The 26,400-nt window shown below is 68.5% G+C and carries 16 protein-coding genes; 8 read left to right on the top strand and 8 right to left on the bottom strand.

The window, feature by feature from the left end:
• Positions 1-14 precede the first annotated feature (14 nt).
• From KNN16_RS03125 to KNN16_RS03140, 4 genes are all read right to left on the bottom strand, one after another.
• Positions 15-5,987: a GAF domain-containing protein gene (locus KNN16_RS03125; protein WP_303898729.1), complete on the bottom strand. Its 5,973-nt coding sequence runs from the start codon at positions 5,985-5,987 to the stop codon at positions 15-17.
• Positions 5,988-6,024: 37 nt separating this feature from the next.
• Positions 6,025-6,924, bottom strand: coding sequence for a response regulator (locus KNN16_RS03130; RefSeq protein WP_303898730.1), 900 nt, complete (start codon positions 6,922-6,924; stop codon positions 6,025-6,027).
• A 228-nt stretch (positions 6,925-7,152) separates the two neighbouring features.
• Entirely contained in the window at positions 7,153-7,500 is a 348-nt protein-coding gene (locus KNN16_RS03135; RefSeq protein WP_303898732.1) for a hypothetical protein, read from the bottom strand.
• A gap of 20 nt (positions 7,501-7,520) precedes the next feature.
• The gene (locus tag KNN16_RS03140; RefSeq protein ID WP_303898734.1) at positions 7,521-8,525 is read right to left on the bottom strand and encodes a P1 family peptidase; all 1,005 of its coding nucleotides are present in this window, start codon (positions 8,523-8,525) and stop codon (positions 7,521-7,523) included.
• A 154-nt stretch (positions 8,526-8,679) separates the two neighbouring features.
• Here KNN16_RS03140 and KNN16_RS03145 point away from each other — a divergent pair, with 154 nt between their 5' ends.
• From KNN16_RS03145 to KNN16_RS03155, 3 genes are all read left to right on the top strand, one after another.
• The gene (locus KNN16_RS03145; protein WP_303898736.1) at positions 8,680-10,176 is read left to right on the top strand and encodes a LysM peptidoglycan-binding domain-containing protein; all 1,497 of its coding nucleotides are present in this window, start codon (positions 8,680-8,682) and stop codon (positions 10,174-10,176) included.
• A gap of 141 nt (positions 10,177-10,317) precedes the next feature.
• On the top strand, positions 10,318-11,673 hold the full coding sequence (locus tag KNN16_RS03150) for an ATP-binding protein (protein WP_299282533.1): 1,356 nt from the start codon (positions 10,318-10,320) through the stop codon (positions 11,671-11,673).
• Between the two features lie 62 nt (positions 11,674-11,735).
• Positions 11,736-14,021, top strand: coding sequence for a HAMP domain-containing sensor histidine kinase (locus KNN16_RS03155; protein ID WP_303898737.1), 2,286 nt, complete (start codon positions 11,736-11,738; stop codon positions 14,019-14,021).
• On the opposite strand, the gene chrA is transcribed toward KNN16_RS03155, so the two are convergent.
• The 3 genes from chrA to KNN16_RS03170 are packed head-to-tail and all read right to left on the bottom strand — an operon-like array spanning position 14,018 to position 17,901.
• Positions 14,018-15,208, bottom strand: a complete 1,191-nt coding sequence (gene chrA / locus KNN16_RS03160; protein WP_303898739.1) for a chromate efflux transporter — start codon at positions 15,206-15,208, stop codon at positions 14,018-14,020. The genes KNN16_RS03155 and chrA overlap by 4 nt on opposite strands.
• A gap of 20 nt (positions 15,209-15,228) precedes the next feature.
• Positions 15,229-15,702, bottom strand: a complete 474-nt coding sequence (locus KNN16_RS03165; RefSeq protein WP_303898740.1) for a heavy metal-responsive transcriptional regulator — start codon at positions 15,700-15,702, stop codon at positions 15,229-15,231.
• Positions 15,703-15,729: 27 nt separating this feature from the next.
• Positions 15,730-17,901 (bottom strand): cation-translocating P-type ATPase, encoded by a 2,172-nt coding sequence (locus KNN16_RS03170; RefSeq protein WP_303898742.1) that lies wholly within the window; start codon positions 17,899-17,901, stop codon positions 15,730-15,732.
• Between the two features lie 311 nt (positions 17,902-18,212).
• Here KNN16_RS03170 and KNN16_RS03175 point away from each other — a divergent pair, with 311 nt between their 5' ends.
• From KNN16_RS03175 to KNN16_RS03190, 4 genes are all read left to right on the top strand, one after another.
• Positions 18,213-18,515, top strand: coding sequence for a hypothetical protein (locus KNN16_RS03175; RefSeq protein ID WP_299282527.1), 303 nt, complete (start codon positions 18,213-18,215; stop codon positions 18,513-18,515).
• Between the two features lie 70 nt (positions 18,516-18,585).
• The gene (locus tag KNN16_RS03180; protein ID WP_299282523.1) at positions 18,586-18,867 is read left to right on the top strand and encodes a hypothetical protein; all 282 of its coding nucleotides are present in this window, start codon (positions 18,586-18,588) and stop codon (positions 18,865-18,867) included.
• Between the two features lie 35 nt (positions 18,868-18,902).
• Complete coding sequence (locus KNN16_RS03185; protein WP_303898744.1) at positions 18,903-19,889, top strand: TRC40/GET3/ArsA family transport-energizing ATPase; 987 nt, start codon at positions 18,903-18,905, stop codon at positions 19,887-19,889.
• A gap of 23 nt (positions 19,890-19,912) precedes the next feature.
• Entirely contained in the window at positions 19,913-20,902 is a 990-nt protein-coding gene (locus KNN16_RS03190; protein ID WP_303898746.1) for an ArsA family ATPase, read from the top strand.
• Between the two features lie 84 nt (positions 20,903-20,986).
• On the opposite strand, the gene gltB is transcribed toward KNN16_RS03190, so the two are convergent.
• Complete coding sequence (gltB, locus tag KNN16_RS03195; RefSeq protein WP_303898748.1) at positions 20,987-25,492, bottom strand: glutamate synthase large subunit; 4,506 nt, start codon at positions 25,490-25,492, stop codon at positions 20,987-20,989.
• Positions 25,493-25,703: 211 nt separating this feature from the next.
• Here gltB and KNN16_RS03200 point away from each other — a divergent pair, with 211 nt between their 5' ends.
• Positions 25,704-26,399 (top strand): response regulator transcription factor, encoded by a 696-nt coding sequence (locus KNN16_RS03200; RefSeq protein WP_299282512.1) that lies wholly within the window; start codon positions 25,704-25,706, stop codon positions 26,397-26,399.
• The last annotated feature ends 1 nt before the right edge of the window (position 26,400 follow it).

The following is a 26,400-nucleotide window of genomic DNA, read 5'->3' on the forward strand; positions in this document are numbered from 1 at the left end:
CCGGGTCTCGGGCTTTATTCGCTTTCCGGCTGGGCCGCCAGCAGCCGCCGGATGGCGGCGACGAACTCCTCCAGCGGGAAGGGTTTGAGGAAGAAATCCGCCGCCCCCATGGCCAGCGCCTGCCGGCGCTTGCCCATGGGATCCGTGGCGCTGGCGGTCATGATCACCACCGGGATGTCCGCGGTCTTCGGGTTGGCCTTCAGGCGGGCCAGGGCGTCCAGCCCGCTCAGCCCCGCAGGCTTGAGATCGAGCAGCACGAGATCCGGGTGATGATCCTCGATCCAGGCCAGGGCCTCCTGGGCGTTCCCGAAGGCGATCACCTCGAACCCATGGCCTCGCAGGGTGTCCTGGAGCAACGCCCGGGTTCCCGCATCGTCGTCCACGATGACGATGCGGGCGTGGCGCCGCGCATACTGGGCGACGACCTCCAGCAGCCGGTCCGCGTCCACCGGCTTGCCCAGCACGTCCACGGCCCCCAGGCGAACCCCCCGCTGGCGGTCGGCCAGGACGGAGACGATGATCACCGGGATCTCCGCAGTGGCCGGATCCGCCTTCAGGCGCTCCAGCACGGTGAAGCCATCCACGTCCGGCAGGTAGATGTCCAGGGTGATCAGCTGAGGGCGCTCCTCCCGGGCCAGGCGGAGGGCGTCCTCGCCCCGGTGGGCGACCAGGGTGCGGTAGCCGGCCCGCTCCAGGTGCTGCACCAGCAGATCGGCGATGTGCCGGTCGTCCTCCACGATGAGGATGGGGGCGGTTCCATCGGTTTGGGCCTGGGGAGCAGGTCGGGCGCCCGGCTCCGGCTCCGGCAGGGACACGGCCGGCCGGGCGATGGGCAACGTGAAGTAGAAGGTGGAGCCTTTGCCCACCTCGCTCTCCACGCCGATCTGCCCACCGTGCAGCTCCACCAGCGCCTTCACGATGGAGAGGCCCAGGCCGGTCCCCGGCGTCTCCTGGACGCGGGGGTCGTCCACCCGATAGAAGCGCTCGAAGATGCGGGGGAGGGCTTCCGGCGGGATCCCGATGCCGGTGTCCTGGACCTCCACCCGGACCATCTCCCCCTGGGGCCGGGCGCGGATCCGGATCCACCCTCCCTCCGGCGTGTATTTGTGGGCGTTGCTGACCAGGTTCATCAGGATCTGGATCAGGCGGTCCTTGTCGGCCATCACGGGCGGGAGGGCGTCCGGAAGGTCGACCTCCAGCTGCTGGCGCTTCTCATCCAGGCGAGCTTTGAGGGAGAGGATCACGGCCTCCACGGCGGCCTCCAGGGGGACCGGCCGGAGGTCCAGCTGGAGACGCCCGCTCTCGATGCGGGAGATGTCCAGCAGATCGTCGACCAGCATCTTCAGACGATCGGCGTTGGCGCGGACGATCTGGAGGAAGCGCCGCTGCATCTCGGAGAGGGGGCCTGCGGACCCCATCAGCAGCAGATCCACGTAGCCCTTGATGGAAGTCATGGGAGTGCGCAGCTCATGGGAGACGGTGGAGATGAACTCGGCTTTGGCGCGGTCGGCCTCCACCTCAGCCGTGATGTCCCGGAAGACCGATACGATGCCCAGGAACTCGGTGCCCATCATCACCGGGGCGGCGTGGACGGTGATGAAGCGGCCCTCCGGCTCCAGCTCGTGGCGCATGAAGAGGGTGGGGGGCTGGCCATGGGGAGCGGAGAGCCAGCGCCGGAGGGAGGCCATCCATTCCTGCCAGGCCGGGCCGTAGAGGCCGGTGAAGTGGCGGATGGGACGGCCGAGGACCTCCTCTCGGCGCAGGCCCAGGATGCGCTCGGCGGCCGCGTTCATCATGATCACCTCGCCCCGGGCGTCGGCCACCATCACGCCCTCGGCGATGGACTCCAGGATCGCCTGGCGCTTGGAGGCCTCCTCCTGAGCGGCCCGCAGGGTGTTGCCCAGCTGTTCCGCCTGCTGGGTGATCAGGTGATAGAGGGCCGCGTTGTGGATGGCCTGCGCCATCTGAGCTCCCACGGTCTCCAGCAGCTGGATGCGCTCCATGCGGAAGCGGCCGGGCTGAGGATGGGTCAGCACCATGACGCCCAGCACATCGAAGCCCAGGACGAGGGGAATGGCCACGGCGGACTGCAGGCGCAGGTTCTGCCAGGCGGGAGGCAGGCGCTCCGGCGAGACCGCCTCCGGGCATTGCGTCCGCCGCTGGCGGATGGCGTCCCGCACCAGCCCGGGGTCCTCCCGAAGGGACCACGAGGCCCCGAGCAGATGGGCGCTTCCCGGACCGACCCCGGCCCGCACCTGCAGGCGGCCGGACTCCGGATCCAGCAGGATCACGGCGGCGGTCTCCCCTTCCTCGGTGAGCAGGGAAAGGGCCTGTCGGAGCGTCGCCTCCAGCTCCAGGCTGGCCGTGAGGGCTAAGGTAGCCTGATAGAGCAACTCCAGCTGGCGATGGCGGGCGGAGAGGTCCGTTAGGGCTTTCTCCAGCGCCTCGGTGCGCTCGCGGACCAGTTGTTCCAGCTCCTCGCTGAAGCGTCGGGTTTGCTCGTAGAGCCGGGCGTTCTCGAGGGCCACGGCCGCCTGTTCCGCCAGGGTCTGGAGCAGGATCTGCTCCGCCTCGTCGAAGGCCCCTCGGTCCGGGTGGGCCACGGCGATCAGCCCGTCCGTCCGTCCGGCGGTGCGCATCGGAAGGAGGAGCAGGGAGCGGATCCCCTCCCCTTCGGTTTCCAGGATCTCCGTCAGATCGCGCAGGTAGAGGGCCCGCCCCGAGCGCCACGCCTGATCGACCCACGCCGGGTCCAGGAGGTCCTCCGGAGAGGGGCCTGTGGGCGCGGCCTCGGATGGAAAGCGGGCCTGGATCTGGGGGGATCCGGTCGGTCCGGGCACCAGCACGGCGGCCCAGGCCGCCCGGCTCAGCGTCGCCGCGGCCTGGGCGATGGCCTCCAGAAGGGTGCCCGGCTCCAGGCGCGCGGCGATCAGCCGGCTGGCTTCGTTGAGACGGGTGAGCTCCTCGATCCGCGCCGTCAGGCTCTCATACAGACGGGCGTTCTCGATGATGATGCCGGTCTGGCTGGCGAGCAGCTCCAGCATCTCTGCGATCTCGCGGGTCGGCGCCCGCCCATCCCGGGGCTCGTCCACCGAGATGATCCCCAGGAGGTGCCCACCCGTTCCGTAAATCGGCACGATGAGGAGGTCCTCCGGGTGCCAGCGGGTGGGATCCGGCCGTGGCTCCCGCGTCGGCGTAGCGGTCCAGGTGTCCAGCAGGTCGGTGAGGTTCTCGGGTTGCCGCTCGTAGGGGATGTAGTAACAGGTCCCCAGGCGGAACTCCTCCCGCAAGAGCTGCTGCATGTTGCGCCAGGGCTGGGTGATCCGGCGCATCCGCTCGAAAACGGGGAGGGGGAGCCCGGCCTGGGCCACTCGACGCAGAACGGGTGGCTCTCCTTCGATCAGGCTGATGAGGACGCGCTCGAATCCCAGGGATTCCCGGATGGTGTGGGCGATGGCGTCCAGGGCGTTCTCCAGGGGGTGCTCGGCGCGCAGGGCCTGGCTGACCTCCAGCATCCCGCGCATCAATTCGATGCGCTGGCGGTAGCGCTCGCTCCGCTGGGCTTCTTCCTGCAGGCGCAACGCGTTGCCGATGGCCACCGCGGCCTGGGCGGCCAGGGCTTCCAGGAAGGCGATCTGCTCCTCCCGGAAGCCGTCCACCTGGCGGCTCTGGAGATCCAGGACGCCCACCACCAGGGTGCCATACCAGATGGGGACGGCGACCTCGGACAGGGTGTCCGGTGTCCCCGGGAGGTAGTGGGGATCCTGTCGGACATCCCGCACCAGCAGGACCCGGCCGGTCTGGAAGGCCTGGCCGATCAACCCCTCGCCGGGCCGCTGGCGGTCGAGGCCTCGGGCCTGCAGATGCTCCAGGGTGAGGTGGCGCAGGAGGCGCGGGCGCAGGAGATCATGCTGCGGGTCATGCAGCAGGATCATCCCGTAATCCGCCCCGGTGACCTGCATGGCGGAGCCCAGCACGAGGTTGAGGATGTGATCCAGATCCAGGTTCGCGTTCAGCTCCTGCCCGATGCGGTTGAGGGCCAGCAGCTGCTGGATACGGGCTTCCAGCCGTTCCCGCACTTCTCCATAAAGCCGGGCGTTCTCCACTGCGATGGCCGCATGGTGAGCGATGGCCTGCAGCAGCTCCAGGTCCTCTTCGTCAAAGGCATCCTCTTCCTCGTGCTCCACCGCGATCATGCCGATGACGCGGTCGCCCCGCCGCATGGGCACGCCCATCCAGAGCCGGGCAGGGGACCCAACGGGCTCGATGCCCAGGGCGCGGGCCTGCTCCATCACATCTCCCCGCAGCAGCAAGGGCCGGCCGGTTCGGAGCACATACTCGGTCAGGCCGCGGCCGCCGCGTCGCTTCGGCCGCTCGGTGAGCCGTTCCCCCCGATGCACGTAGAACACGAAGGAGACCTCATCGTTCTCCGGGTCGTAGAGGGCGGCGTAGAAATTCCGCGCGTCCAGGATCCGCCCGAGCTCCTCCCGGATCGTCTCAAACAACGTGTCCAGATCCAGGGTCGCGGCGATGCGCTGCCCGATCTCCATCAGCGTCCGCATGCGGGCGGCGCGGCGCTGGGCCCGCTCGATCAGCTGGAGGTTATGCAGGGTGGTCCCCAGGATCACCCCCATGGCCATCCCCAGCCGTTCGTCCTCCCGCGTGAAGCGGCTTTCCAGGCGGTTGATCAGATGGACCTCGCCGATGGGCTGCTCCCGGGCCATGAGGGGGATGGAGAGGACCGATTGGACCCCGAACCGGGCGATGAGCTCCCGGTAAGGCGGGATCACCCGACGGTCCTCCGGCGCCCGGTTGGAGCGGAAGGGCCGCCCGCTGCGGAACACGCTCTCCGCGAACACAGGATCGCCCACCGGCAGCCGGAAACGCAGGTCCTCCGGCGACCACGGCCCGTGGACCCCCGCGGGATGGGGAGCCAGCTCCTGGCGTTTCGGATCGTAGAGCAGCACCACCACCCGCTCGACCCGGAACCAGCGGGCCAGCTCTGCGACGGCCGGGCGGAGGAACTCCTCCAGGGAGCGGGAGATGGCGCTCATGGCGGCGATGCGGAACAGGGTCTCCAGCCCTTCCGCATACTGGCGGGTCGCTTCGTAGAGGCGGACGTTGTGGATGGCGATGGCGGCCTGGGCGCCGATGGCCTCCAGCAAGCGCAGATGGTCCTCGGTGAAAGCGCCCGGCCGATAGGCGCACAGCTCCAGGGTCCCTACCAGCTCCTCACCCGCCTGCAGGGGGATCCCCAGGAAAGCCCGGAAGGGAAGGGCAGCCAGCGGCGCGCGGGGACGGGCTTCGGTGAAGCGCTGGAGATCCTCGATCCGCAGGGGGCGTCGGTGGGCGAACAGCCAACCGGTGAGGCCCTCCTCCGGGCGATGGAGGTCGCTGCCCTGGGCCAGCTGGGCCACGACCTGGGGATCCCCATCCCGGGCTCGGGTGCGCAGGCGCCGCTCTCCAGGCTCCCACAGATGGATCTCCGCCAGGTCGTAGGGGATCACCTGCCGGATCGCGAACAGGATCGCGTCCAGGGTGGATTCCAGATCCAGGGAAGCGCCGAGCAGACGGGCGATCCCCGTCACCAGGGCCAGCTCACGGGATTGAGGGATGAGCGGGGAGGGGACGGGAGCCTCCGGGGCGATCTGCAGAACGATGAAGTGACCGGGATGTCCGTCCAGGGAGAGGGGGAGGACGCGGGCATGCACGCGCTGCCCGTTCACGAGGGCGGGTTCCGACGAGCCCCGCAGCCAGCGTTCCAGGACTCCGAGGGGCTGGAGGCGGGCTTCCAGATCCTGTCGGGAGGCCGGCGGAGGATCTCCCAGGCGCGCCCGGGCGGCGGCGTTCAGGAACACCCGACCGCTGCCGGCCTCCACCCACAGGACCGGCTCCGCCCAGCGATCCAGGAAAGAGGCCTCCGCGGCGGCCGCCGCGGGGCGAGGGGATCTTCCTCCCAGGAATCTCCGCAAACGCGCCCACCCCATCGCCGCTCCCCTCCGGGATTCGGGCTCAGGCGTCCGGTTAGCCGGGCAGGAGCATCTCCCGGCGCCGGGCCTCTGCGGCGATCTCCGTCAGCTCCCGGATGTCGTGGAAGACCGAGTCGCCGGCCCGCACGATGCCGATGGCTAGAGACATCAGAGGCACACGCCGTTCGTTCCCCTCGGAGTCCGTGAGCACCAGGTAGCCCCGTTCGCGATCCGGGAAGGCATAGTGGGTGCCGACGCCTTCCGCGAAGCGCTGGCGCAGGGCCTGGGCGATGGCCTCCGCCCGGTCCGCCCGGGTGATCACTACGAAGTCGTCCCCGCCGACGTGGCCGATGAAATCCTCCGGGGTCCCCAGCTCATCCACCACCTCCCCGATGAGCATCGCCGTCCAGCGCAGCACCTCGTCGGCGGCCACGAATCCGTAAACTTCCTTGAAGGCCTCCAGGCCGTTGATCCCGACGTAGAGCATCCCCCAGTCCGAGCGGCGCAGGAGCTCCCGCAGCTGGTCCTCGATCAGGCGCCCGCTGGGAAGGCCGGTGACGGGGCTGGTGAGGCTCTCCCGCTCCGCCCGTCGGAGGGCGTTCTGGACCCGCAGGCGCAGCTCCTCGATGTCGAAGGGCTTGGTGATGTAATCGTCGGCGCCCAGCTCCAGCCCGGCGATGCGGTCGCTGCGCTCGTCCCGCTGGGTGAGGAACAGGATGGGGATGTGACGGGTGCGCAGGTGAGTGCGCAGGCGGCGGCACACCTCGTAGCCGTCGATGTCCGGGAGGACGATGTCCAGGAGGATCAAGTGGGGGAGCTGTTGCCGCGTTCTCTCCAGCGCCTCCTGGCCCCGCGCAGCCGTCTGGACCTCGTAGTCCAGGGAGGTGAAGTAGGTCTTCAGCAGGTTGGCGATGTCGGGATCATCTTCCACGATCAGAATCCGCCCTTTGCTCATCGCGTCCTCCCTCACGCGCAGAAGCCTCACGGCTCGATCCCCCGCCGGCCTGCGCCAAGCCCCCTCCGAACCCAAGGGGTGGGAACAGGCGCTTCCGAATTAAAAAACCGAAATGGAGAGGTCCCTGGATGCCGGCCGGGTTAGTTCTATTTTAACCTCAATGGGCCGCTTCCGGGAACCCGCAGGCTTTGGGGGTCCCCCGGAAGCCCTTCGAAAGGGGATGTGGGATCATAGCAGGCCCAGCCCGAGCCCGAGGGCCAGGCAGAGGAGGGCGGCCAGGCCGAAGCGCCAGGAGACCGCCATCCAGGGGGCGTAATGGGCGCGTTGCTCGCGGAGGACATCCGGAAGGGGGCGTTGCTCCCGGAGGGCCTGCCAGGGCGCGGCCATGTTCCCGCCCATCTCCGCCACCGCCGGGAAGGCGGCGATCAGCATGTAGAGCATGCCAACCCAGAACAGCCCGTCGGAGATCCCCCGGAAGGTGAGCGCTCCCTGCGTCCCGCTGAGGAGCGCCGCCAGCCCCACGGCAAGGACGAGCAGGCCGGCGATCTCTAGTCCACCTCGATTGAAACGAGCCATCGGTCCTCCTGGTGCCGTCGCTATGTGGGATCAGAGGTCTCCCCGGCGAGATCCCGCCACGCGGGGATCCCGGCCACCCCTTCGGCCGCCTGGATCGCCCGGACGATGGCCTCGGCCACCACCTCTGCCGCGAAGGCGCCGACGATGCTGACATCGACCTCTTTCTCGCCGGTGGCCAGGGCGAAGAGGGTGTCCCCATCCACCATGGTGTGCGCCGGCCGGATGGCGCGGGCCAGGCCGTTGTGAGCCATCTGGGCGACCTTGTTGGCCTCCTCCTTCGTCAGCGCCGCGTTGGTGGCCACGACCCCGATGACGGTGCTCTCCGGGACCCGCCGGCGGAAGCTCAGAGAGATCTGGCCGGCCAGGGCCTCCAGGACCGCCATGGTGTCGGCGAACCCGGCGCCGTCCGGCCGTCGGGCGCCCGCCAGGATTTTCCCGGTGTGGGGGTCCACCACATCCCCCAGAGCGTTCACCGCCACCAGGGCGCCGATTCGGATGCCCCCGCCGATCTCCAGCGCCGCGGTCCCGATCCCTCCCTTCATCGCATACGACATGCCCAGGATCTTCCCCACCGTGGCGCCGGTCCCGGCCCCTACGTTCCCCTCCGGCACCGGGCCGTCGGTGGCGGCCTGGCAGGCCGCGTAACCCATCGCGGCGTCCGGGCGAACCCGCGGATCGCCGATGGCCAGGTCATACAGGATGGCGGCCGGAACGATGGGCACGCGTCCGCCAGGGGTTTCAAAGCCCACCCCACGCTCCTCCAGGTAGCGCATCACCCCGGAGGCGGCGTCCAGGCCGAAGGCGCTGCCGCCGGCCAGCACCACCGCGTGCACTTCCTGAACCAGGTGCATCGGCCGGAGGGCATCCGTCTCCCGGGTCCCGGGAGCTCCTCCTCGTTGATCCATCCCGGCCACCGCGCCCCGCTCGCAGAGCACCACCGTCACCCCGGTCAGGGCTTTCGGATCCTGCGCGTGGCCCACCCGGATCCCGGGCACGTCCGTGATCCCGTGTAGACGCCGGGCCATTTCCTCCCTCCGAATGCGCGCTTACGTCTCTCATCTTAGGGGCAAGACCGGACGCGGACAAGCCGGGGTTGCCCGCCCCGGAGGATCCGGGTATACCTTGCGTCATCCGACCTCGATCCATGCCGTTCGCTCCCGGAAACGGATGGAGGATCCCTTGCGCAGGCGAGGAGATCGCGAGGCCCACAGGCCCGGGCGTTCACGGGGGTTTCTCCTTCTCTTCTTGCTGGTGCTGATCTCATGTCGGGGGGAGGACGCCCGGCCGTCGTCCGCGCCGCCCGAACCGGAGAGGGCGCTCTCCGGAGCCGGAGGCCCCGCCGCGCCGGTTCCCCGGACGCCCACGCCGGATCCCCCGCGTCCGGGGGTCTGGCCCGATCGGGAGCTGTATCTGGTGCAGCCCGGGGATACGCTGAGCGCCATCGCCGCCCAATTCCGGACCACCGTGGAAGCGATCCAGGCGCTGAACCCCGGCGTGGACCCCCAGCGGCTGGCGGTGGGCCAGCCCCTCTGGATCCCCCTCGGCGTTCAGGAAAGGGGTCCATCGGAGAAATTGATCCCGGATTCGGAGCTGGTCTACGGGCCGGCGTATCTCCGCTTCTCCGTTGCGGATGCGATCCGCCGCTTCGGGGGGTATCTGAGCCGCTATCAGGAGACGGTGGGCGGGCGAACGCGGACCGGAGCCCAGATTGTCGAGGAGGTGGCGCGGAACCATAGCGTGGGGCCGCGGGTGTTGCTCACCCTGCTGGAGATGCAGAGCGGATGGGTTCGGGGGGAGCCGGCGGATGACCGGGCCCGCTTATATCCGATGGGATGGGAGCGGCCGGGCGCGGAGGGCCTCTACCGGCAGCTGAACTGGGCCGCGGATCGCCTGAACGATGGCTATTACGGTTTCAAAGGCCGCTGGATGTGGACCGTCCGGTTCGCCGACGGGCGGCGGGTTCGGGTGGCGGAGGGGCTGAACGCCGGAACGGTGGCGGTGCAGGCCTTCCTGGCCGCCGTGCGGGCTCCGGAGGATTGGGCGCGGGCGGTGAGCTCCCGGGGGTTCCCGGCCGTCTATCGGGCCCTGTTCGGGGATCCGTTCCGGGAGGAGCCTCCCGTGTCCGTTCCTCCAGAGCCAACGTGGCGGCTGCCGTGGGCGGATGGGGAGATGTGGTATTTCACGGGCGGGCCGCACGGCGGATGGGGGAACGGCGCGGCCTGGGGCGCGCTGGACTTCGCGCCGCCGGATGTGGAGGGCTGCGCCCCCTCCCGTTACTGGGCGCGGGCGGCCGCGGACGGCCTCATCGTGCGCACCGGGGAAGGCGTGGTGGTCCTGGACACCGATGGCGACGGCCATGAGGAGACCGGCTGGGTGATGGTGTATCTCCACATCGCCGCGGAGGGCCGGATCCCGCCGGGGACTCGCGTTCGGGCCGGGGATCCTCTGGGTCATCCTTCCTGCGAAGGCGGGTTCGCGGACGCCGCGCACGTGCATCTCGCCCGGCGATTGAACGGGGAGTGGGTGCCCATCGCCCCCGGGCAGCCGTTCCGGCTGGGGGAATGGGAGGCGCTTCCCAGCTTCGCCCTTTACGAGGGAGCCCTGGCGCGGGATGGGGAGCGCAAAACCGCCTGCGCCTGCAAGGACGACGCCCGCAACGGCATCCCGGCGCCATAGTCGGATTCCGCCCTTCCTCACTCACAGCGGAACGCTCCGAATGCGGGGCGGCTATAATGGGGGAAGCGGGGAAGGCTCTTCCTTCCCACGCGCGGCGCCGTGGGATCGAACCCAGAGGTCTGGCAGGCCGGAGGGGATGGAATGGGAGAGGGGTGGCGCAGGCCGGGCGCGCTGCAGGCCTTCCTGAGGGAACCGGATCCTGAGGCCATGGCGGAGACGCTGGTGGCCTTCGCCAACACCGATGGCGGGGCCCTGCTCATCGGCGTGGATCCGGAGGGGAGAGCGGTGGGGGTGGATCCGCAGGAAGTGGAGGACGCCCTCCGCCGCGCCCTCGCCCAATGCCGGCCTCCGGTGAAGACGCGGTGGGAGCAGGGCGAGGTGGATGGCCGGACCGTGATCATCCTCCACGTCCCCCGCAGTCCGGAGCTCCACAGCCTGGCCGACGGGCGCGTGCTGATCCGTCGGGGCGCGGAGAACCGCCCCCTGGAAGGCCGGGAGATCCAGCAGCTGGCGGCCACCAAAGCCGTCGGCGATTACGAGGCGGAGGTGGTCCCCGGCGCAGGGCGCGAGGACCTGGATGAGGCGATGATCGAGGAATATGTGAGCAAGCGAGAGGCCCGCCAGCGCCGGCGGATCAGCGGAACGGTGGAGGATCTCCTGGTGGAGATCGGGGCGCTGACCCCGGATGGGCGGCCCACGGTGGCCGGGATCCTGCTGTTCGGCAAGCAACCGCAGCGGTTCCTCCCCCAGAGCGGCGTGGTCTTCGTGAAGTTTCCCGGGGTTGGGCTCCAGGGCGAGGGCGGGCTCCCGGGCTATGCCCGACGGGAGGAGATCGGAGGTCCCCTGGCGCGCGTCATCGAGCGGGCCTGGGAAGTCGTCTGGGAGGAGATGCAGCTGGGGGCGGTGGTGCGCGGCCTGGAACGGGAGGAGCGGCCGGAGTATCCGCCCTTCGCGGTGCGGGAGGCCATCGTGAACGCGGTGTGCCATCGGGATTACCGGCTGCGGGGCCGGCGCATCGAGATCCGCAAGTTCGCCGACCGCCTGGAGGTGATCAGCCCGGGCGGGCTGCCGGGTCACATCACCCTGGACAACATCGTGGAGGAGCATTACTCCCGCAACCCGCGCATCGTCTCCGGTCTGTTCTACTGGGGCTACATCGAGGAGCTGGGCCTGGGGATCGATCGGATGATCGAGGAGATGGTCCGGGCGGGCCACCCCCAGCCGAAGTTCCAGGAGACGCCCTATTCGTTCACTGTCATCCTGTATAACCGGCAGGAGCGCCCTCCCATCCCGGCGGGGGAGCCTCCGATGAACGAACGCCAGCTGAAGGCGCTGCAGTATGTCCGGGAGCATGGGCGCATCACCAACCGGGAATACCAGCAGCTCTGCCCGGGGGTCTCCCCCGAAACCCTGCGCCTGGACCTCGCGGACCTGGTCCGCCGGGGGATCCTGCTCAAGATCGGCGACAAGCGCGGGACCTACTACATCCTGAAGTAGGCTGTGGCGCATCTCGGCGGCGATTTCCCAAGGATTTCCCAAAAGGGGTTTGGGATAACAACATGGTGAACTGGACGCCCGGTTTTCCGGTCCTGAGTGGGGTGCAAATCGGGGTGATCCTGGCCCTGGGGTGGGCGGTCTGGCAGATGGGGCTCCTGGCCCGGATGGCCTGGGGAAGGGAAGAGGGGTTGCCGGGGGAGGCCTGGGTCTATAGCGGGCTGGGGGTCCTGTGGCAGGGGCTATGGGCGGTCGCCATCTGGCAGGGGGTTCCCCCGCTCATCCGGTTCACGGCCTGGAACCTCGCGGGCGTGGTGCTCTCCCTCTTGCCGATGGGAGCTCTCCTGTGGATCGGACGGTTCCTGGAGCGCCGGCTTCCCCGCTGGGCGATCCTGCTGATGGGTCTGGGGGCGGGGGTCGCGCTGATCGCGGCAACCTTGCCCTATCGGCCGGAGACCGGCCCGGCGCTTTCCGCGTGGTGGAACGCCAGGCGCATCCCCGGCGACCCGGTCCTGTGGTCCTGGGGGATCCGGGAGGGGATCTGGGGGATCGGGACGGCCCTGGGGCTGGGATGGCTGGGATGGGCCTACCTTCACATCCACCGGCCTCTCCATCGGAACCGGGTCGCCTATGAGTTTCTGGGGACGGGGCTGGTGGCCCTGGGCGAGGGCCTGGCCTGGACCCCTCGGAGCGACTGGATCGCGCTGGGGTGGGGGGTCCGGGGGATCGGGGTCACGATCCTGGCGCTCCCGATGGGATGGCTGGAGCTGCCCTCTTTGCGGCAGGTCGGGCGATCCCTGCTAACGTGGGGGCTTAGCGGGATCCTGCAGATCGGTCTGGTCTTGGGGATCCTGGCGGGGGCAGCGGCCGCGCGGGCGTCCCTGCCTGGGGTGGTCCCGGTGGGGCTGGAGTGGGGAGGGATCGCGCTGGCCATCGTCCTGGCGCAATGGTGGATTGGATGGCCGTTGCACAGGTGGCTCCGGCGGCGGCTGTTGCCCGCCGTGGACGAGCCCGCTGCCGCGGTCCGGCGATATGGTCAAACGATCAGCAACCTGCTGGATGTAGAGGCGCTGGCGCAGGCCGCCTTCACGGTGCTGCAGGAGACCTTCGGGCTCCGGCAGGGGGTCCTCCTGCTATTCGAAGAACAGCCGGACGCGTCGCTGCAGGCGCGGGTGATCCGGGGCCTGGGGGAAGCGCCGGATGACCCGGGCCGCTTCGCCCCTGACAGCCCAATCTTGCAGGCGTGGCAGAAGGGCCGTTCCCTCACCCAGTATGAGATCGACTTCGGAAAGGCGTTCCAGCGCGCGGATCCTGCGGAGCGGCGCTGGCTGCAGCGCCTGGGCGTCGAGCTCTTCGTCCCCATCCGCGCGCAGGCGGTGCTCCTGGGGTGTCTGGCCCTGGGGGCTCGCAGCGGGGTGGAGGCCTATAGCCCGGCGGATCGGGATCTGCTGGCCTCCATGGCGGAGCAGACGGCCGCGGTGCTGCAGAACATCCGCCTGGTGGAGGATCTGCGGCGCCTGAACGCGCGCATGGCCGAGCTGAACGAGGACCTGGCCCGGGCGGCCCGACGGCTGGAGAAGCTGGATCGGGTCAAGACCCACTTCATCGAGATCGCCTCCCACGAGCTCCGGACCCCCCTCACCCACATCCGGGGGTATGCGGATCTGCTGGCGGAAACCCTGAGCGGGCAGGACGAGCCCGATGGCTCCCTGGAGCGCATCCTGCAGGGCCTCCGCCGTGCCGCCCTGCGCCTGGAGGAGATCATCAGCGCCATGCTGGATATCTCGCAGATCGACGCGGAGGCCCTTTCCATCTATCCCATCTCCATCCAGATCCCCACCCTGGTCCGCATGGCGGTGGAGCCGCTGGAGGGGGCGATCGCGGAGCGACGGCAGAAGCTGATCGTGGAGCCGATGGAGGACCTGCCGGTGATCTACGGGGATCTGACCCGGCTGGTGCAGGCCCTGCGTCACGTGGTGCAGAACGCCATCAAGTTCACCCCGGACGGGGGGACGATCACCCTGCGCGCCCGCCGGGTCCCGGCGGAGGAGGCCGGCGGCTCCACGGACTATGTGGAGATCGCGGTGCAGGACACGGGGATCGGCATCGATCCGGAGGATCAGGCCCTGATCTTCGAGAAGTTCTACCGGGTGGGGCCGATTGAGCGGCACTCCACGGGCGCGATCAAGTTCAAAGGTGCGGGCCCCGGGCTGGGGTTGCCCCTGGCGCGGGGGATCATCGAGGCCCACGGAGGGCGGATCTGGGTGGAGAGCCCGGGATACGACGAGGTTCGCTGCCCGGGGAGCACCTTTTATATCTGGCTGCCGGTGGTTTCACGCTCCGAGGATTAGACCCGGCTTCTCAGCCAGCCCAGGGCGGCCCCGGCGAGCACCAGGTAGGTCGCGTGGATGGGGGTTCGAATCAGGAGAAGGAAGCTGAGGGCCCCGATCCCCACTGTGAGGGGGTCCACCAAGGAGGCGGAGGCCAGCTGGATCAGCACACCGGCCATCAGCCCGAGGGAGGCCCCGTTCACGCCATCCAGGAAGGCCGCCAGGGTCGGGGAGCGCCGCATCCGAGGGATCCACGGGCCGGTCAGGGCGACCAGGACGAAGGAAGGGAGGAAGATCCCCAGGGTGGCCAGCAGCGCCCCCGGGATGCCTGCGAGCAGGTAGCCGATGAAAGTGGCTGTCGTGAGCACCGGCCCCGGGGTCACCTGACCGATCGCCACGGCGTCCAGCAGCTGGGACTCCGTCAACCACCCCAAGCGGGCGACGAAATCCGCCCGCAGGAAGGCCACCCGCACATAGCCGCTCCCATACAGGGTCGCCCCGATCTTGAGGAAGAGCAGGAACATCCACAGGAGATGGAACGGGACGGGCGAGGCGGAGAGGGGGGTGAGGGCCAGCCCGGCGGCCCCGATCAGGGGAGGTTCGGGTCGGCGGATCTGTCGAAGGGCAAGCATGGCCAGCCCGGCGCCCAGCAGCAGCAGGAGCTCGTGGACCCCGCGCAGATACAGCGCCCCGGCGGCCAGGCCGATAAGGACGACGCGGAGGTCCCGCGCTGTCCGCCGTCCCAGGTCGATTATCGCCTGGGCGATCAGGGCCAGGACCACCGGCTTGACCCCATAAAGGATCCCGGCGAGGTCCGGCGTAGTTTGGAAGTGGACATAGAGGGCGGCCAAGGCCATCATCATCAGCATGGCGGGGGTGATGAAAGCCGCCCCTGCGGCGACGAGGCCCGGCCAGCCGGCCCGAACGAACCCCAGGTGGATGGCCATCTCGGTGGAGTTCGGGCCGGGGATGAGATAGGTGGCGCTGAGAAGGTCGAGGAACTGGGCTTCCGTGACCCATCGCCGGCGACGGACCAGCTCGTGATGCATGAGGGCGATGTGGGCCGTTGGGCCTCCGAAGGCGGTGCAGCCCAGCCGGAGGAAGAAAGCGAGCACTTCTCCCACTCGGCCCGGGGAGACTTTCCCCGGGGCCCCGGAGGCAGGGAACTCCTTTTCCATAGCCGGATCCGGCTGAGGGACCAGCCCCATCTCCGGTTGTCCCGAAACGTTCAGCGTGAGCTCCGAGCCTTCCTTTCGAGCAGGGCGCCGGCCTTCACGGGGCTGGGAGAAGAGACCCCCTCAATGATCCGGCAGATCTGTCCGTTCCGGGCGGGGATCCCCGCGCGCTGGCGGAGCCTCCGGAGTTCCCGGCGGAAGGCCTTCAGCGCCCGGATCTGACGATCGATCTCCGCGATCTTGAGATCCAGCAGCTCCCGAACCCGCCGGCATGGCGGTTGATGGGCTTCCCAGAGGGCGAGGATCTCTTGAATCTCCGCGAGGCGAAACCCAAGAGCCCGGGCCTTGCGAATGAAGATCAGGCGCTCTTTCTCCTTCTCCCCGTAAAGCCGGTAGCCGGAGGAAGTCCGACAGGAGGGATCAAGCAGGCCGATGGCCTCGTAATACCGCAGGGTCCGCGGGTTCAGCCCCAGCTCCGCTGCCAGCTCGCCGATCCGCCGCAGCGGACGATTCCCTCGAGCTGTCATCGCACCAACCTCCCCAATCGGATCGGATTATGCTCGCATCGTTAAGGATCGCAACAGAACGGCGGAGACGCTGAGGGCCATCGCCAGCATCGCCCACATCGGATCCAGGCGCCCGCTCATGGCGGCGATCACCCCCATGCCGTTGAAGGCCAAGGCCAGTCCGACGTTGGTGGCCGTGAGGCGATAGCTGACCCGGGCCAGCCGGAACGCGTCCGCAAGGGCCTGAAGATCTTTACGGATCAACACGACATCTGCGGCCTCCAGGGCGATATCGGTCCCCGTCCCCATCGCGATCCCCAGATCGGATTGCATCAGGGCCGGCGCGTCGTTGATCCCATCCCCCACGAAGGCGACACGCTGCCCCTGCTTTTGGAGCGCCCGCACCAATTCTACCTTCCCGGCCGGCCTCACCTCCGCATACACCTCATGGATCCCCAGCGCCTGGGCGACAGCCTGGGCGACCGAGGCGCGGTCCCCAGTGACCAGGATGGGCTCCACGCCCATCGAACGGAGCGTCTGAATCACAGCAGGGGCCTCCGGCTTGAGGCGATCCGCGAAGATCAGGAGGCCTCGGACCTGATCCTCTACGGCGACCAGAACGGCCGTCTGATCCGCATCGACGGTGGATAAGAGAGAGATGGCCGGCCGGATCTCCACCCCATGTTCCACCAAGAGGTCGGGGGTCCCCACGATCACCGGCCGGCCCTCCACACGGGCGATCACGCCACGTCCGGGGATCGCCTGGAAGAACTCCGGCTCCGGAGGTGTGAGCCCCCGGGCTCGGGCGGCGTCCATAATAGCCCGAGCCAGCGGATGTTCCGAGGGCCGTTCGGCCGCGGCCGCCCAGCGCAGGATCTCTTCCTCCTTCTCCCCCTGCATGGGATGAATCATGCTCAGGATGGGCTGCCCTTCGGTCAGCGTGCCTGTTTTATCCAGCAGAACCTTTTGCACCCGCGTGAGCAGATGGAAGGCCTCCCCGGATCGGATCAGGATCCCTCGAGCGGCAGCGAACCCGGTGGTCCGGATGAGGGCGAGCGGGGTGGCCATCCCCAGGGCGCATGGATATCCCATGATCAGCGCCGTGAGGGCCGCGAACAAGCCTCGAGGCGGATCCGGTTCCCCTCCCCAGGTCAGCGGCCCGATGGTCCATAGGATGAAACCGAACAGACTGGCGGTGAACACCATAGGCACATAGATCAGCAGCACCTGATCCACCAGCCGCAAGATCCCGGGTTTCATCGCCCGGGCTTCCGCCACCAGACGGGCCACTTGGCGCAGGAACATCGTCTCATCCGCGCGGGTGACCTCCACGATCAGGCTTCCCTCGCCATTGATGGCTCCTCCGATCACTTCATCCCCCGGGCTCTTCACGACGGGCATCGGTTCCCCGGTCAGGAGGCTTTCATCCACGGTGGAGCTCCCGGCGACCACCACGCCGTCCGCGGGGATCCGTTCGCCCGGCCGCACGCGGATGCGATCTCCCTTCTGGAGAAATCGAACCGGGATCTCCTCCTCAGCCCCATCCGGTCGGATGCGGATGGCGATCTCCGGTTGGAGACGCAGGAGCCGGCGGACAGCCCAGGAGGCTTGGGCGTGGACCTTCACGGAGAGGTAGCCACCAATGGTGTGGAAAGCCAGGATGAAGGCGACTGCCCCCAGGAACACATCGCCCGGGATGGCAGGATCCCGCCATCCCAACACGCCGCCGATCAGGCCGGCCGTCGCGGCCACCAAGACTAAGACGTCTTGGTTCAGGATGCCGCGGCGCAGGGATTCCCACCCATTTCGGAGGACGAACCGGGCCGGCCCCAGGGCCAGAAAGAGGGCCACTGCTGCCTGTCCCACCATCCATCCGGGCTTCATGGACCCTCCCATCCTCATCCCGGCCATCAGCGCGGCCATCGCCAGCGCCACCCCTGCCCCCAGGGCCCGGGAACGGGCTGTCCGGAGCTCCCGCTCCTCCTGCGCGATGGCCGCTTGCTCCTCCGCCGGGTGGACGGTGAACCCCAGGGCTTCCAGAGTGCGAAGGAAATCCGCTGGCGAAGCCTGGGCCGGCTCGTAGCGGATCAGCGCCTCCCCGTGGGCGATGCTCACGTAAACTTCCAGGACCCCCGGGAGGCGGGTGAGGGCTTTGCGAATGGACTCCACGCAAAGCGAGCAATGCATCCCCCCAATGCGCGCATGCCACACCGCATTCATCTTTCCCTCCCTCTGGATCGCTCTACAAGGAGTTTAAACCTTCCAGCTTCCTGGAAGGTCAAATCTCCAGAGGCCGGGACTTTCCGGGAGAAGTGGGGTTGCAGCGCCGCTGCGCCTCCACCGCCTCGCCTACGGGAGGGTGAAAAGACCGGAAGGCCCCGAAGGCCGGCTACGGGGCCCGGAACCGGGCGCAAGGGTGGGGGGTGAACGTCGCCCTGGCCCATATGGGTCGTTTTTGATATAATGGGTTGTGATTGTGCCCTCCTGTTGGGATCAGGACCCGGGGGGAAGATCCTGCGAGGGCAGGCGGCATGGCGCTTTCCTTGACGCAGCTGAGGGAACGCTGGCGGGCCTGGCGTCAGGCGTTCCAGGAGTTCTTCTACGGCTTCGCCGCCTACGATGTGGTCCAGCATCTCCTGGAGATGCGGGCCGCCACGGAGAACCTGTTCATCGCTGCTCTCTTCGGTGACCTCATCGGCCTCCCCATCATGCCGCCTTACTACAGCCTGCGCCTGCTGCCCTATGTCGTCCCGGTCCTGAGCACGTGGAAGCGACGGGTCCTGCGGGAGCGCGAGTTCACCGACGAGCACGATTTCCATTTGCACGGCCTGTGAGGGACGGCTTGCGGCATCGATCCCGATGCCGGATCGTTGCCGTGAGGGATCTCTGAGGAGGTGTGAAGACATGGCGGAGCAGAAGACACGTGAGGGGTTGCTGCGTCGGGTGGTGAATTTCGTGCAGGAGCTGACCTACGGCATGGCGGCCCACGACATGGCTCGCTACGCCCTCCGAACCCGGGCCAGCATGGAGCATCTGTTCATCCTGATCACCATGGGCGACCTCATCGGCGTCCCCATCCTGCCGCCTTATTACAGCCTGCGCATCCTGCCCTACGTGGTGCCCCAAATCAGCACCTGGAAGCGCCGCATGCTCCGGGAGCGGGACGTGGCGGACGCGATGTTCTGAAGGTCAAGCGAATCCCTTACGCGAGGTGAACCGGGATGGCCACCGCGCTGGCGAAGTTGCTTCGGGAGAACCCCGAGCGCCGCTACATCATGTTCGGCGGCAAGGGCGGGCTGGGCAAGACCACCTTCTCCGCCGCCACGGCTTACTGGCTGGCCCGGCAGGGCTATAAGGTGCTGGTCTTCTCCGTCGACCCCCAGGCCAGCCTCTCGGACATCTTCCAGCGGGACATCTTCGGCAAGGGCCCGGTGGAGATCATGCCCAACCTCTGGGCCCAGGAGATCGACGCTGATCGCCGGATCAAGGAGTATCAGGAGGAGATCCGGCGCAAGATCCTGGACATGTATGGCCTGGATCAGGTGCCCCCGGAGATCGAGGACTACATCCAGGCGGCCTCCGCCGAGCCGGCGATGGAGGAGAGCGCCATCTTCGACGCCGTGGTGGACATTGTGGTGGAGGGCCGCTACGACTACTACATTTACGACCTGGTCCCCCTGGGGCATGCTCTGTATTACCTCAGCATGGCCAAGGTCTACGATGAGTGGATCACCAAGATCACGAAGCTGCGGGAGGAGATGCGGGAGTATGAAGAGATGGTGGCCCGCATCCGCCGCCAGCAGACCGAGGAGGACCGCATCCTGGAGGAGCTCCAGTATATCCGGCAGCGGATCAACATGTCCTCCAGCATCCTCACCGACAGCCGCCGCACGGCCTTCTTCTTCGTGCTGATCCCGGAGGAGCTGGTGATCCTGGACACGTTGAAGGCGGCCGAGCTGTTCCGTCGGTTCGACGTGCCCATCTCCGGCTACGTGGTCAACCGGGTCCTTCCGACGGAGCTGCTGGGCCAGAACATCCCCGAGTATCTGCGCAACCGCATCGAGATGCAGCGGCGGCATCTGGAGGAGATCCGCGCCCGCTTCGGCGACCAGGTCCTGGCCTATGTGCCCGAGCTGGAGCGGGATGTCACCGGACTGGACATGATCGCCCGGGTGGCGAAGCTGCTCTTCGGAAACGGGAAGGCGTGAGATCGATCCGGGAGGGGAGAGGGATGATCCGCATCGAGAAGACGATGGTGGACTTCCTGCGGGAACATCCTCGCCTGAAGTATGTGTTCTTCGGCGGGAAGGGCGGGGTTGGGAAGACGGTGATGGCAGGGGCCACAGCCCTCTGGTTCGCCCGGCAGGGCCGCCGCACCCTCCTGGCCTCCACCAACCCGGTCCACAGCCTCTCCGGGCTGCTGGACCAGAACGTCTTCGGCAAGCCGACGCCGGTGGCCGGGGTGCCGAACCTGTGGGCTTATGAGATCGACACCAAGGACACCATTGAGCGCTCCAAGCGGGAGATCCGGGAGAAGATCCAGTGGTTTCTCAAGTTCGCCGAGATCTCCACGCGGGCCGACGAGTTCGTGGAATCGGCCACCATGAACCCGGCCTTCGAGGAGTCGGCGATGTTCGAGAACATGATCGACCTCATGTTCCGGGACGAATATGAGGTCTATGTGTTCGACACCGCCCCCACAGCCAACGCCCGCCGGCTCCTCGGGATGTCCAAAGTTTACGCCCTCTGGGTGAACAAGATGATCAAGTCCCGTCAGGAGGCCCAGGCCCTCCGCAAGCTGCTCTCCTTCACCAAGAAGGAGGAGCCGGACCCTCTGATGGATTACCTGATCAGCTTCCGGGACCGCATGGAGCGGGCGCGCCGGCTGATCACCGACCCGGAGCTCACCGCTTTCTTCTTCGTGACCCTGCCGGAGGCGCTGCCCATCGCGGTGATCCGCCGCTTCATCCACTGGTTCCACGACTTCGGCATCCCGGTGGGCGGCGTGATCGTCAACGGCCTCATCGATCGGTCCTTCCTGGGGGAGGACACGCCTGACTTCGTCCGCAACCGCATCGAGATGCAGGGGCGCTATCTCCAGGAGATCGAGGCGCTCTTCGATGGCCTGGTGCGGGGGATGACCCCCCTCCTGGAGAACGAGGTGCGCGGCGTCCCCATGCTGGAGCGCTTCGCGGGCTATCTGTTTGCCGGCTCCTCGTGAGAAACCTGGGGGTTCAGAGACCGGGGCCGGGCGGCGATCAAGCCGCCCGGCCTCTTGTTTAGGAGTTCTCGAGGAGATCCCGCCTCAGCGAGATAGAGCCTCGATGTGCTCTGAGACCCGGAAGGGGATTCTCTGTGAATCGAGGGACGTGGGGATGGTGAGCTCCGCCGCGGGCAGTGCGTCCGGCGGAGGGAGGAGGATCCGGGCCAGGCCCCGGGGCTGCACCCGCCGGAAGCAGGCCAGGGGCTCCGGCCAGCGGGCGAGCAGCCCCTGTGCCCGCGGGCTCCCGGTGAGCCGGGCATGCCGCTCCAGGATCGCCTGCAGGAACGCGATCTCCTGTGGATCCTCCACCGGCTCGATGCGGACGAGCTGGGGGTTGTAGCGCCGCTCCAGTTCCTCCCGCTCGTCCAGGACATAGGCCACGCCTCCGGTCATCCCCGCCCCGAAGTTGTCCCCCACCGGGCCCAGGATCACCACGCCGCCGCCGGTCATATACTCACAGCCGTGATCCCCCACGCCTTCCACGACGGCCCACGCCCCGCTGTTGCGCACCGCGAAGCGATCGCCGGCCCGCCCGGCGACGAAGAGCCACCCGCCGGTGGCCCCATACAGGGCGGCGTTGCCGATCAGCACCGGGGACGGATCCCGCAGGTCATGGGGCGGGCGGACGATGAGCTCCCCACCCCCCAGCCCTTTGCCTACGCCGTCGTTGGCGGCCCCGATCAGGATCAGCCGCATGCCCCGATGGGCGAAGGCCCCGAAGCTCTGGCCAGCCTCCCCGATGAACAATAAGGTGACGGTGCCTTCCGGCAGCCCGGCCTCCCGATACCGCCGGGCGATCTCCCCGGCCAGCCGCGCCCCCACCGCGCGATCCACGTTGCGGATCCGGTAAATCCCCCGCACCGGCCGGCCCTCCATCCGCGCGTGGACTGCGTCGCGCACGATCTGATCGTTGAGGGCGAAAGACCAGACCCGCGGGACGGCAGGAACGGCCGGAGGCGGCGTCGCCGGGCGGAGCACCGACTCCCAGTCCACCGAATCATCCACCGCCTTCAGCAGATCCGTTCGCCCGATCACTTCTCCCAACCGGGTGTAGCCCATCGAGGCCAGGATCTCCCGCACCTCATGCGCCACCATCCGGAAGTAGGCCATCACGTGCTCCGGGCGCCCGGCGAACTTCGCCCGGCGCTCCGGATCCTGGGTGGCCACCCCGGTCGGACAGGTGTTCTGATGGCAGACCCGGGCCATTACGCATCCCAGGGCGACGAGGGGAACGGTGCCGAAGGAGAACTCGTCCGCCCCCAGGAGGGCGGCGATCACCACATCCCGTCCGGTGCGCAGGCCCCCGTCCACGCGCAGCCGCACGCGGTCCCGGAGCCCGCAGGCTACCAGCATCCGGTGGGCCTCCGCCAGCCCGACCTCCCACGGCATTCCCGCGTTCTTGATCGAGGACCAGGGCGAGGCCCCGGTCCCGCCGGCGTGGCCGCTGATCAGGATGATGTCCGCCCCGGCCTTGGCCACGCCGGCCGCGATCACCCCCACCCCGATGGTGGAGACCAGCTTCACGGAGACCTGGGCCCGCGGGTGGATGGCCTTGAGGTCGTAGATCAGCTGGGCCAGGTCCTCGATGCTGTAGATATCGTGATGTGGAGGCGGCGAGATCAGGTCGATGCCGGGCTGGGCGAAGCGCAGCCGGGCGATCTCAGCCGTCACCTTGGTGGCCGGCAGGTGCCCGCCCTCGCCGGGCTTGGAGCCCTGGGCCATCTTGATCTGGAGCTCCTCGGCGGAGATCAGGTAATACGGCGTGACGCCGAAGCGGGCGGAGGCCACCTGCTTGGCCCGGCTGTTCCGCTCGGTCTCGTAGCGGTCGGGATCCTCGCCGCCCTCCCCGCTGTTGGAGCGCAGCCCCAGGCGGTTCATGGCGATGGCCAGGGCCTCGTGGGCCTCCGGGGAGAGGGCGCCGTGAGACATCGCCGCGGTGGAGAAGCGGCGGAGGATCGCCTCCTCCGGCTCCACCCGGTCCAGCGGGATCGGCGGGCGGTCGCTCTCCCAGCGCAGCCGATCCCGCAGATCCACCGACTCCCGATGGACATGGGCGGCGAAGGCTCGGTAGCGGCGATAGGCTTCAGGGAAACCCTCCCCCAGGGCCTCAGGGGTCCGAACGGCCTCCTGGAGCGCTCGGATGGCCTCCGGGTTCAGGGCGTGGAACTCCCCGCGCGTCCGGTGTTTGTAGAACCCCGGGGAGGGGAGCTCCGGGCGTTCCGAGGCGAAGGCCGCCCGATGCCAGATCTCCACACGCCGGGCGATCTCCTCCAGGCCGACCGGGCCGAAGACCGCCGGGGTCCCCGCGAAGGCCCATTCCACCAGCTCCCGCTGCAAGCCGATGATCTCGAAGATCTGAGCCCCCGTGTAGGCATCCAGGGTGGAGATCCCCATGCGGGCCATCACTTTGAGCAGGCCCTTCTCGACCGCCTGGATGTAACGCCGGATCGCCTCCTCCGGGCTTCCGGCGCGCCCGCCTTCGCCTTCGCGCGTCGCCAGGGCGGCGACGGTCTCGAGGGCCAGATAGGGACAGATCGCCGAGGCGCCATACCCGATCAAGCAGGCGAAATGGTGGACCTCCCGGGGCTCCCCGGAGACCGCGATCAGGCTCGCCTGGGTCCGCTGACCGGTCCGAATCAGGTGATGGTGCACCGCGCCGACGGTCAGCAGGGCCGGGATGGGGGCGTGGGCCGCGTCGACCGTTTCATCGCTGAGGATCAGCAGGGCGCATCCCTCCCGAACGGCCTGCTCGGCGGCCCGACACAGCTCCTCCAGGGCCTGTCGCAATCCCTCCGGCCCCGCAGCCACCGGCCACACCATGGGGAGCGTGGCGGAGCGGAAGCGGGGATCTGGCAAGGCCCGCAGGGCGGCGACCTGAGCCGGAGTGAGGATCGGCCCCGGGAGCTCGATGAGGCGAGCGGCCTCCTCATCCGGGTTCAGCAGGTTGCCGCGGGCGCCCAGCAGCACGGTCAGGGACATCACCCGGGTCTCCCGCAGGGGATCGATGGGCGGGTTCGTCACCTGGGCGAAGCGTTGCTTGAAGAAATTGTAAAGGGGGCGGGGCCATCCGGAGAGCATCGCCAGCGGCGTGTCATCGCCCATGGAGCCGATGGGCTCTTGACCGGTCCAGGCCATCGGGCGAAGCAGGAGGGCCAGCTCCTCCGCCGTGTAGCCGAACGCGATCTGTCGCCGGAGGAGCGCCTTTGGTTCGGAGGGCGGGATATAGGCGGGGGCCTCCGGGAGACGCACCCGATGGCGGCGCACCCACTCCGCGTAGGGACGCCGGGCGCTGAGCTCGGCCCGCAGGGCGGTGGGATCCTGCACCCGGCCGGTGCGGAGATCCGCTGTTAGCATCTGACCCGGCCCCAGGCGGTCCAGCCGCAGGATCCGTTCGGGGGGGATCTCCAGGGCCCCGATCTCGGAGCCGCAGTAGAGCAGGCCATCCACCGTCCGCAGCGTCCGCAGCGGGCGCAGGCCATTGCGATCCAGCAGCGCGCCTATGAAGCGGCCGTCGGTGAACAGCACTGCGGCGGGACCGTCCCACGGTTCCATCAGGCCCTGGTGGTAAGCATAGAAGCCTCGCGCCGCTTCATCGAGCTCGGGGGACTTTTCCCATGCCTCCGGGATCAGCATGCGCAGGGCGTGGCGGATGTCGTAGCCGGAGTGGACCAGGAACTCCACCACGTTGTCCAGCATGGCGGAGTCCGAGCCCTCGGAATCGATGATCGGCCGCAGGTCCTCGATGGAATCCCCCCAAAGCGGGGAGGTCAACAGGGCCTCCCGGGCGCGCATCCCGTGGATGTTTCCCTGGAGCGTGTTGATCTCCCCGTTGTGGCAGAGGGTGCGGAAGGGCTGAGCCCGGGCCCAGGCGGGCAGGGTGTTGGTGCTGAAACGCTGGTGGAAGATCACGAAGTCCGTCTCGAAGGCCGGGTCCTCCAGATCCGGATAGAAACGCGGCAGATCTCGGGAGAGGACCAGAGCTTTGTAAACGATGGTGCGGGAGGAAGCGGAGGCGACATAGAGGGAGAGTCCTTCGGCGGCCGCCTCCCGCTCGCTCCGGCGACGGGCGCGATACAGCCGACGGTCGATCCCTTCGGGGGTGTCGCCTCGTTCGTCCGCCAGCAGGGCCTGAACGATGGCCGGGCACGTGGCCCGGGCCCGAGGGCCGAGGAGCTCCGCGCGGATCGGCACGGGGCGCCACGCCAGGAGGGTGAATCCCTGCGCCTGAAAGGCGGCCCTCAGGAGCGCGCGGGCTTTCTCCTGAGCGGCGGGATCCAGAGGAAGGAAGAGCATCGCAACCGCCAGACGTTCGGGCGCCGTATGCAGGCCCTGAGCCTCCAGAAAGCGCAGGAACAGGCGGCGGGGGAGGGCGGTCAGCACCCCTGCCCCATCGCCGGTCCGCCCATCATCTGCGGTGGCCCCGCGATGGGCCATGCGGTCCAGGGCCTGAAGGGCCATCGTCAGCAGCTCGTGATCCGCCGGGCCTCCGGGACGGGCGAGCAACCCGATCCCGCATGCGTCGCGCTCCCGTCGGTGGATTCCCTCCATCGGATTCCTCCTGGCTGCGCCCCTATGGCGTTCCCGCGAGGGATCCTTCCGCGTCCGGGTAGCCCCCGGGGTTAACGAACATTTTCACAAGGGGTGGGGGGAGTTGTCATCCCCCGTTTGGGCCATTTTGGCCCCCCTGAACGGGCCATTGATCATCTCCTTCTGCTAACCGCTCCAGGATGGGATTACAATCTCGTGTGGAGGGGCATCTATGGGCGCGCGCATCCTGCTGGTGGACGATGACGCGTTGCTCCGGCGCAGCCTGGCCTTCAGCCTGGAGCAGGCGGGCTTCCGGGTGCATACAGCGGCCAGCGCGGAGGAGGCCCTGGCCGTCGCCGCCCGGGAGCGCCCTGACCTGGTCCTCCTGGACATCGGCCTGCCGGGGATGGACGGCCTGGAGGCCCTGCGGCGGTTCCGGGAGGTTCTGGGGGTGCCGGTGGTGTTCCTGACCGCCCGGCGCCGGGAGCTGGACCAGGTGGTCGGGCTGGAGTTGGGGGCGGATGATTACATCACCAAGCCGTTCGACACCGACGTGTTGATCGCCCGCATCCGGGCGGTCCTGCGCCGGGTGCGGGGGGCATCCGCTTCCCCTCCGCCGCCGGGTCGGCTGGTCGTGGGGGACTTGGTCCTCGATCCGGAGGGCCGCACGGTCACCGTGGCTGGCCGGCCCGTCGTTTTATCCCCAAAGGAATTTGACCTCCTCTACACGCTGGCGCTGGCCCCGAATCGGGTGCTGTCGACGGAGACGCTGCTCGCGCAGGTCTGGGGGGCCGAATATGAAGGGCAGCCCGAGACCCTCTATGTTCACATCCGATGGCTGCGGGAGAAAATCGAGGAGGATCCGGAGCATCCCCGGCGCATCGTGACCGTGCGGGGGGTGGGTTACAAGCTGGTGCCCCAGGGATAAG

Origin of the sequence: Thermoflexus hugenholtzii, assembly GCF_018771565.1 — a bacterium.
Taxonomy (GTDB): domain Bacteria; phylum Chloroflexota; class Anaerolineae; order Thermoflexales; family Thermoflexaceae; genus Thermoflexus; species Thermoflexus hugenholtzii_A.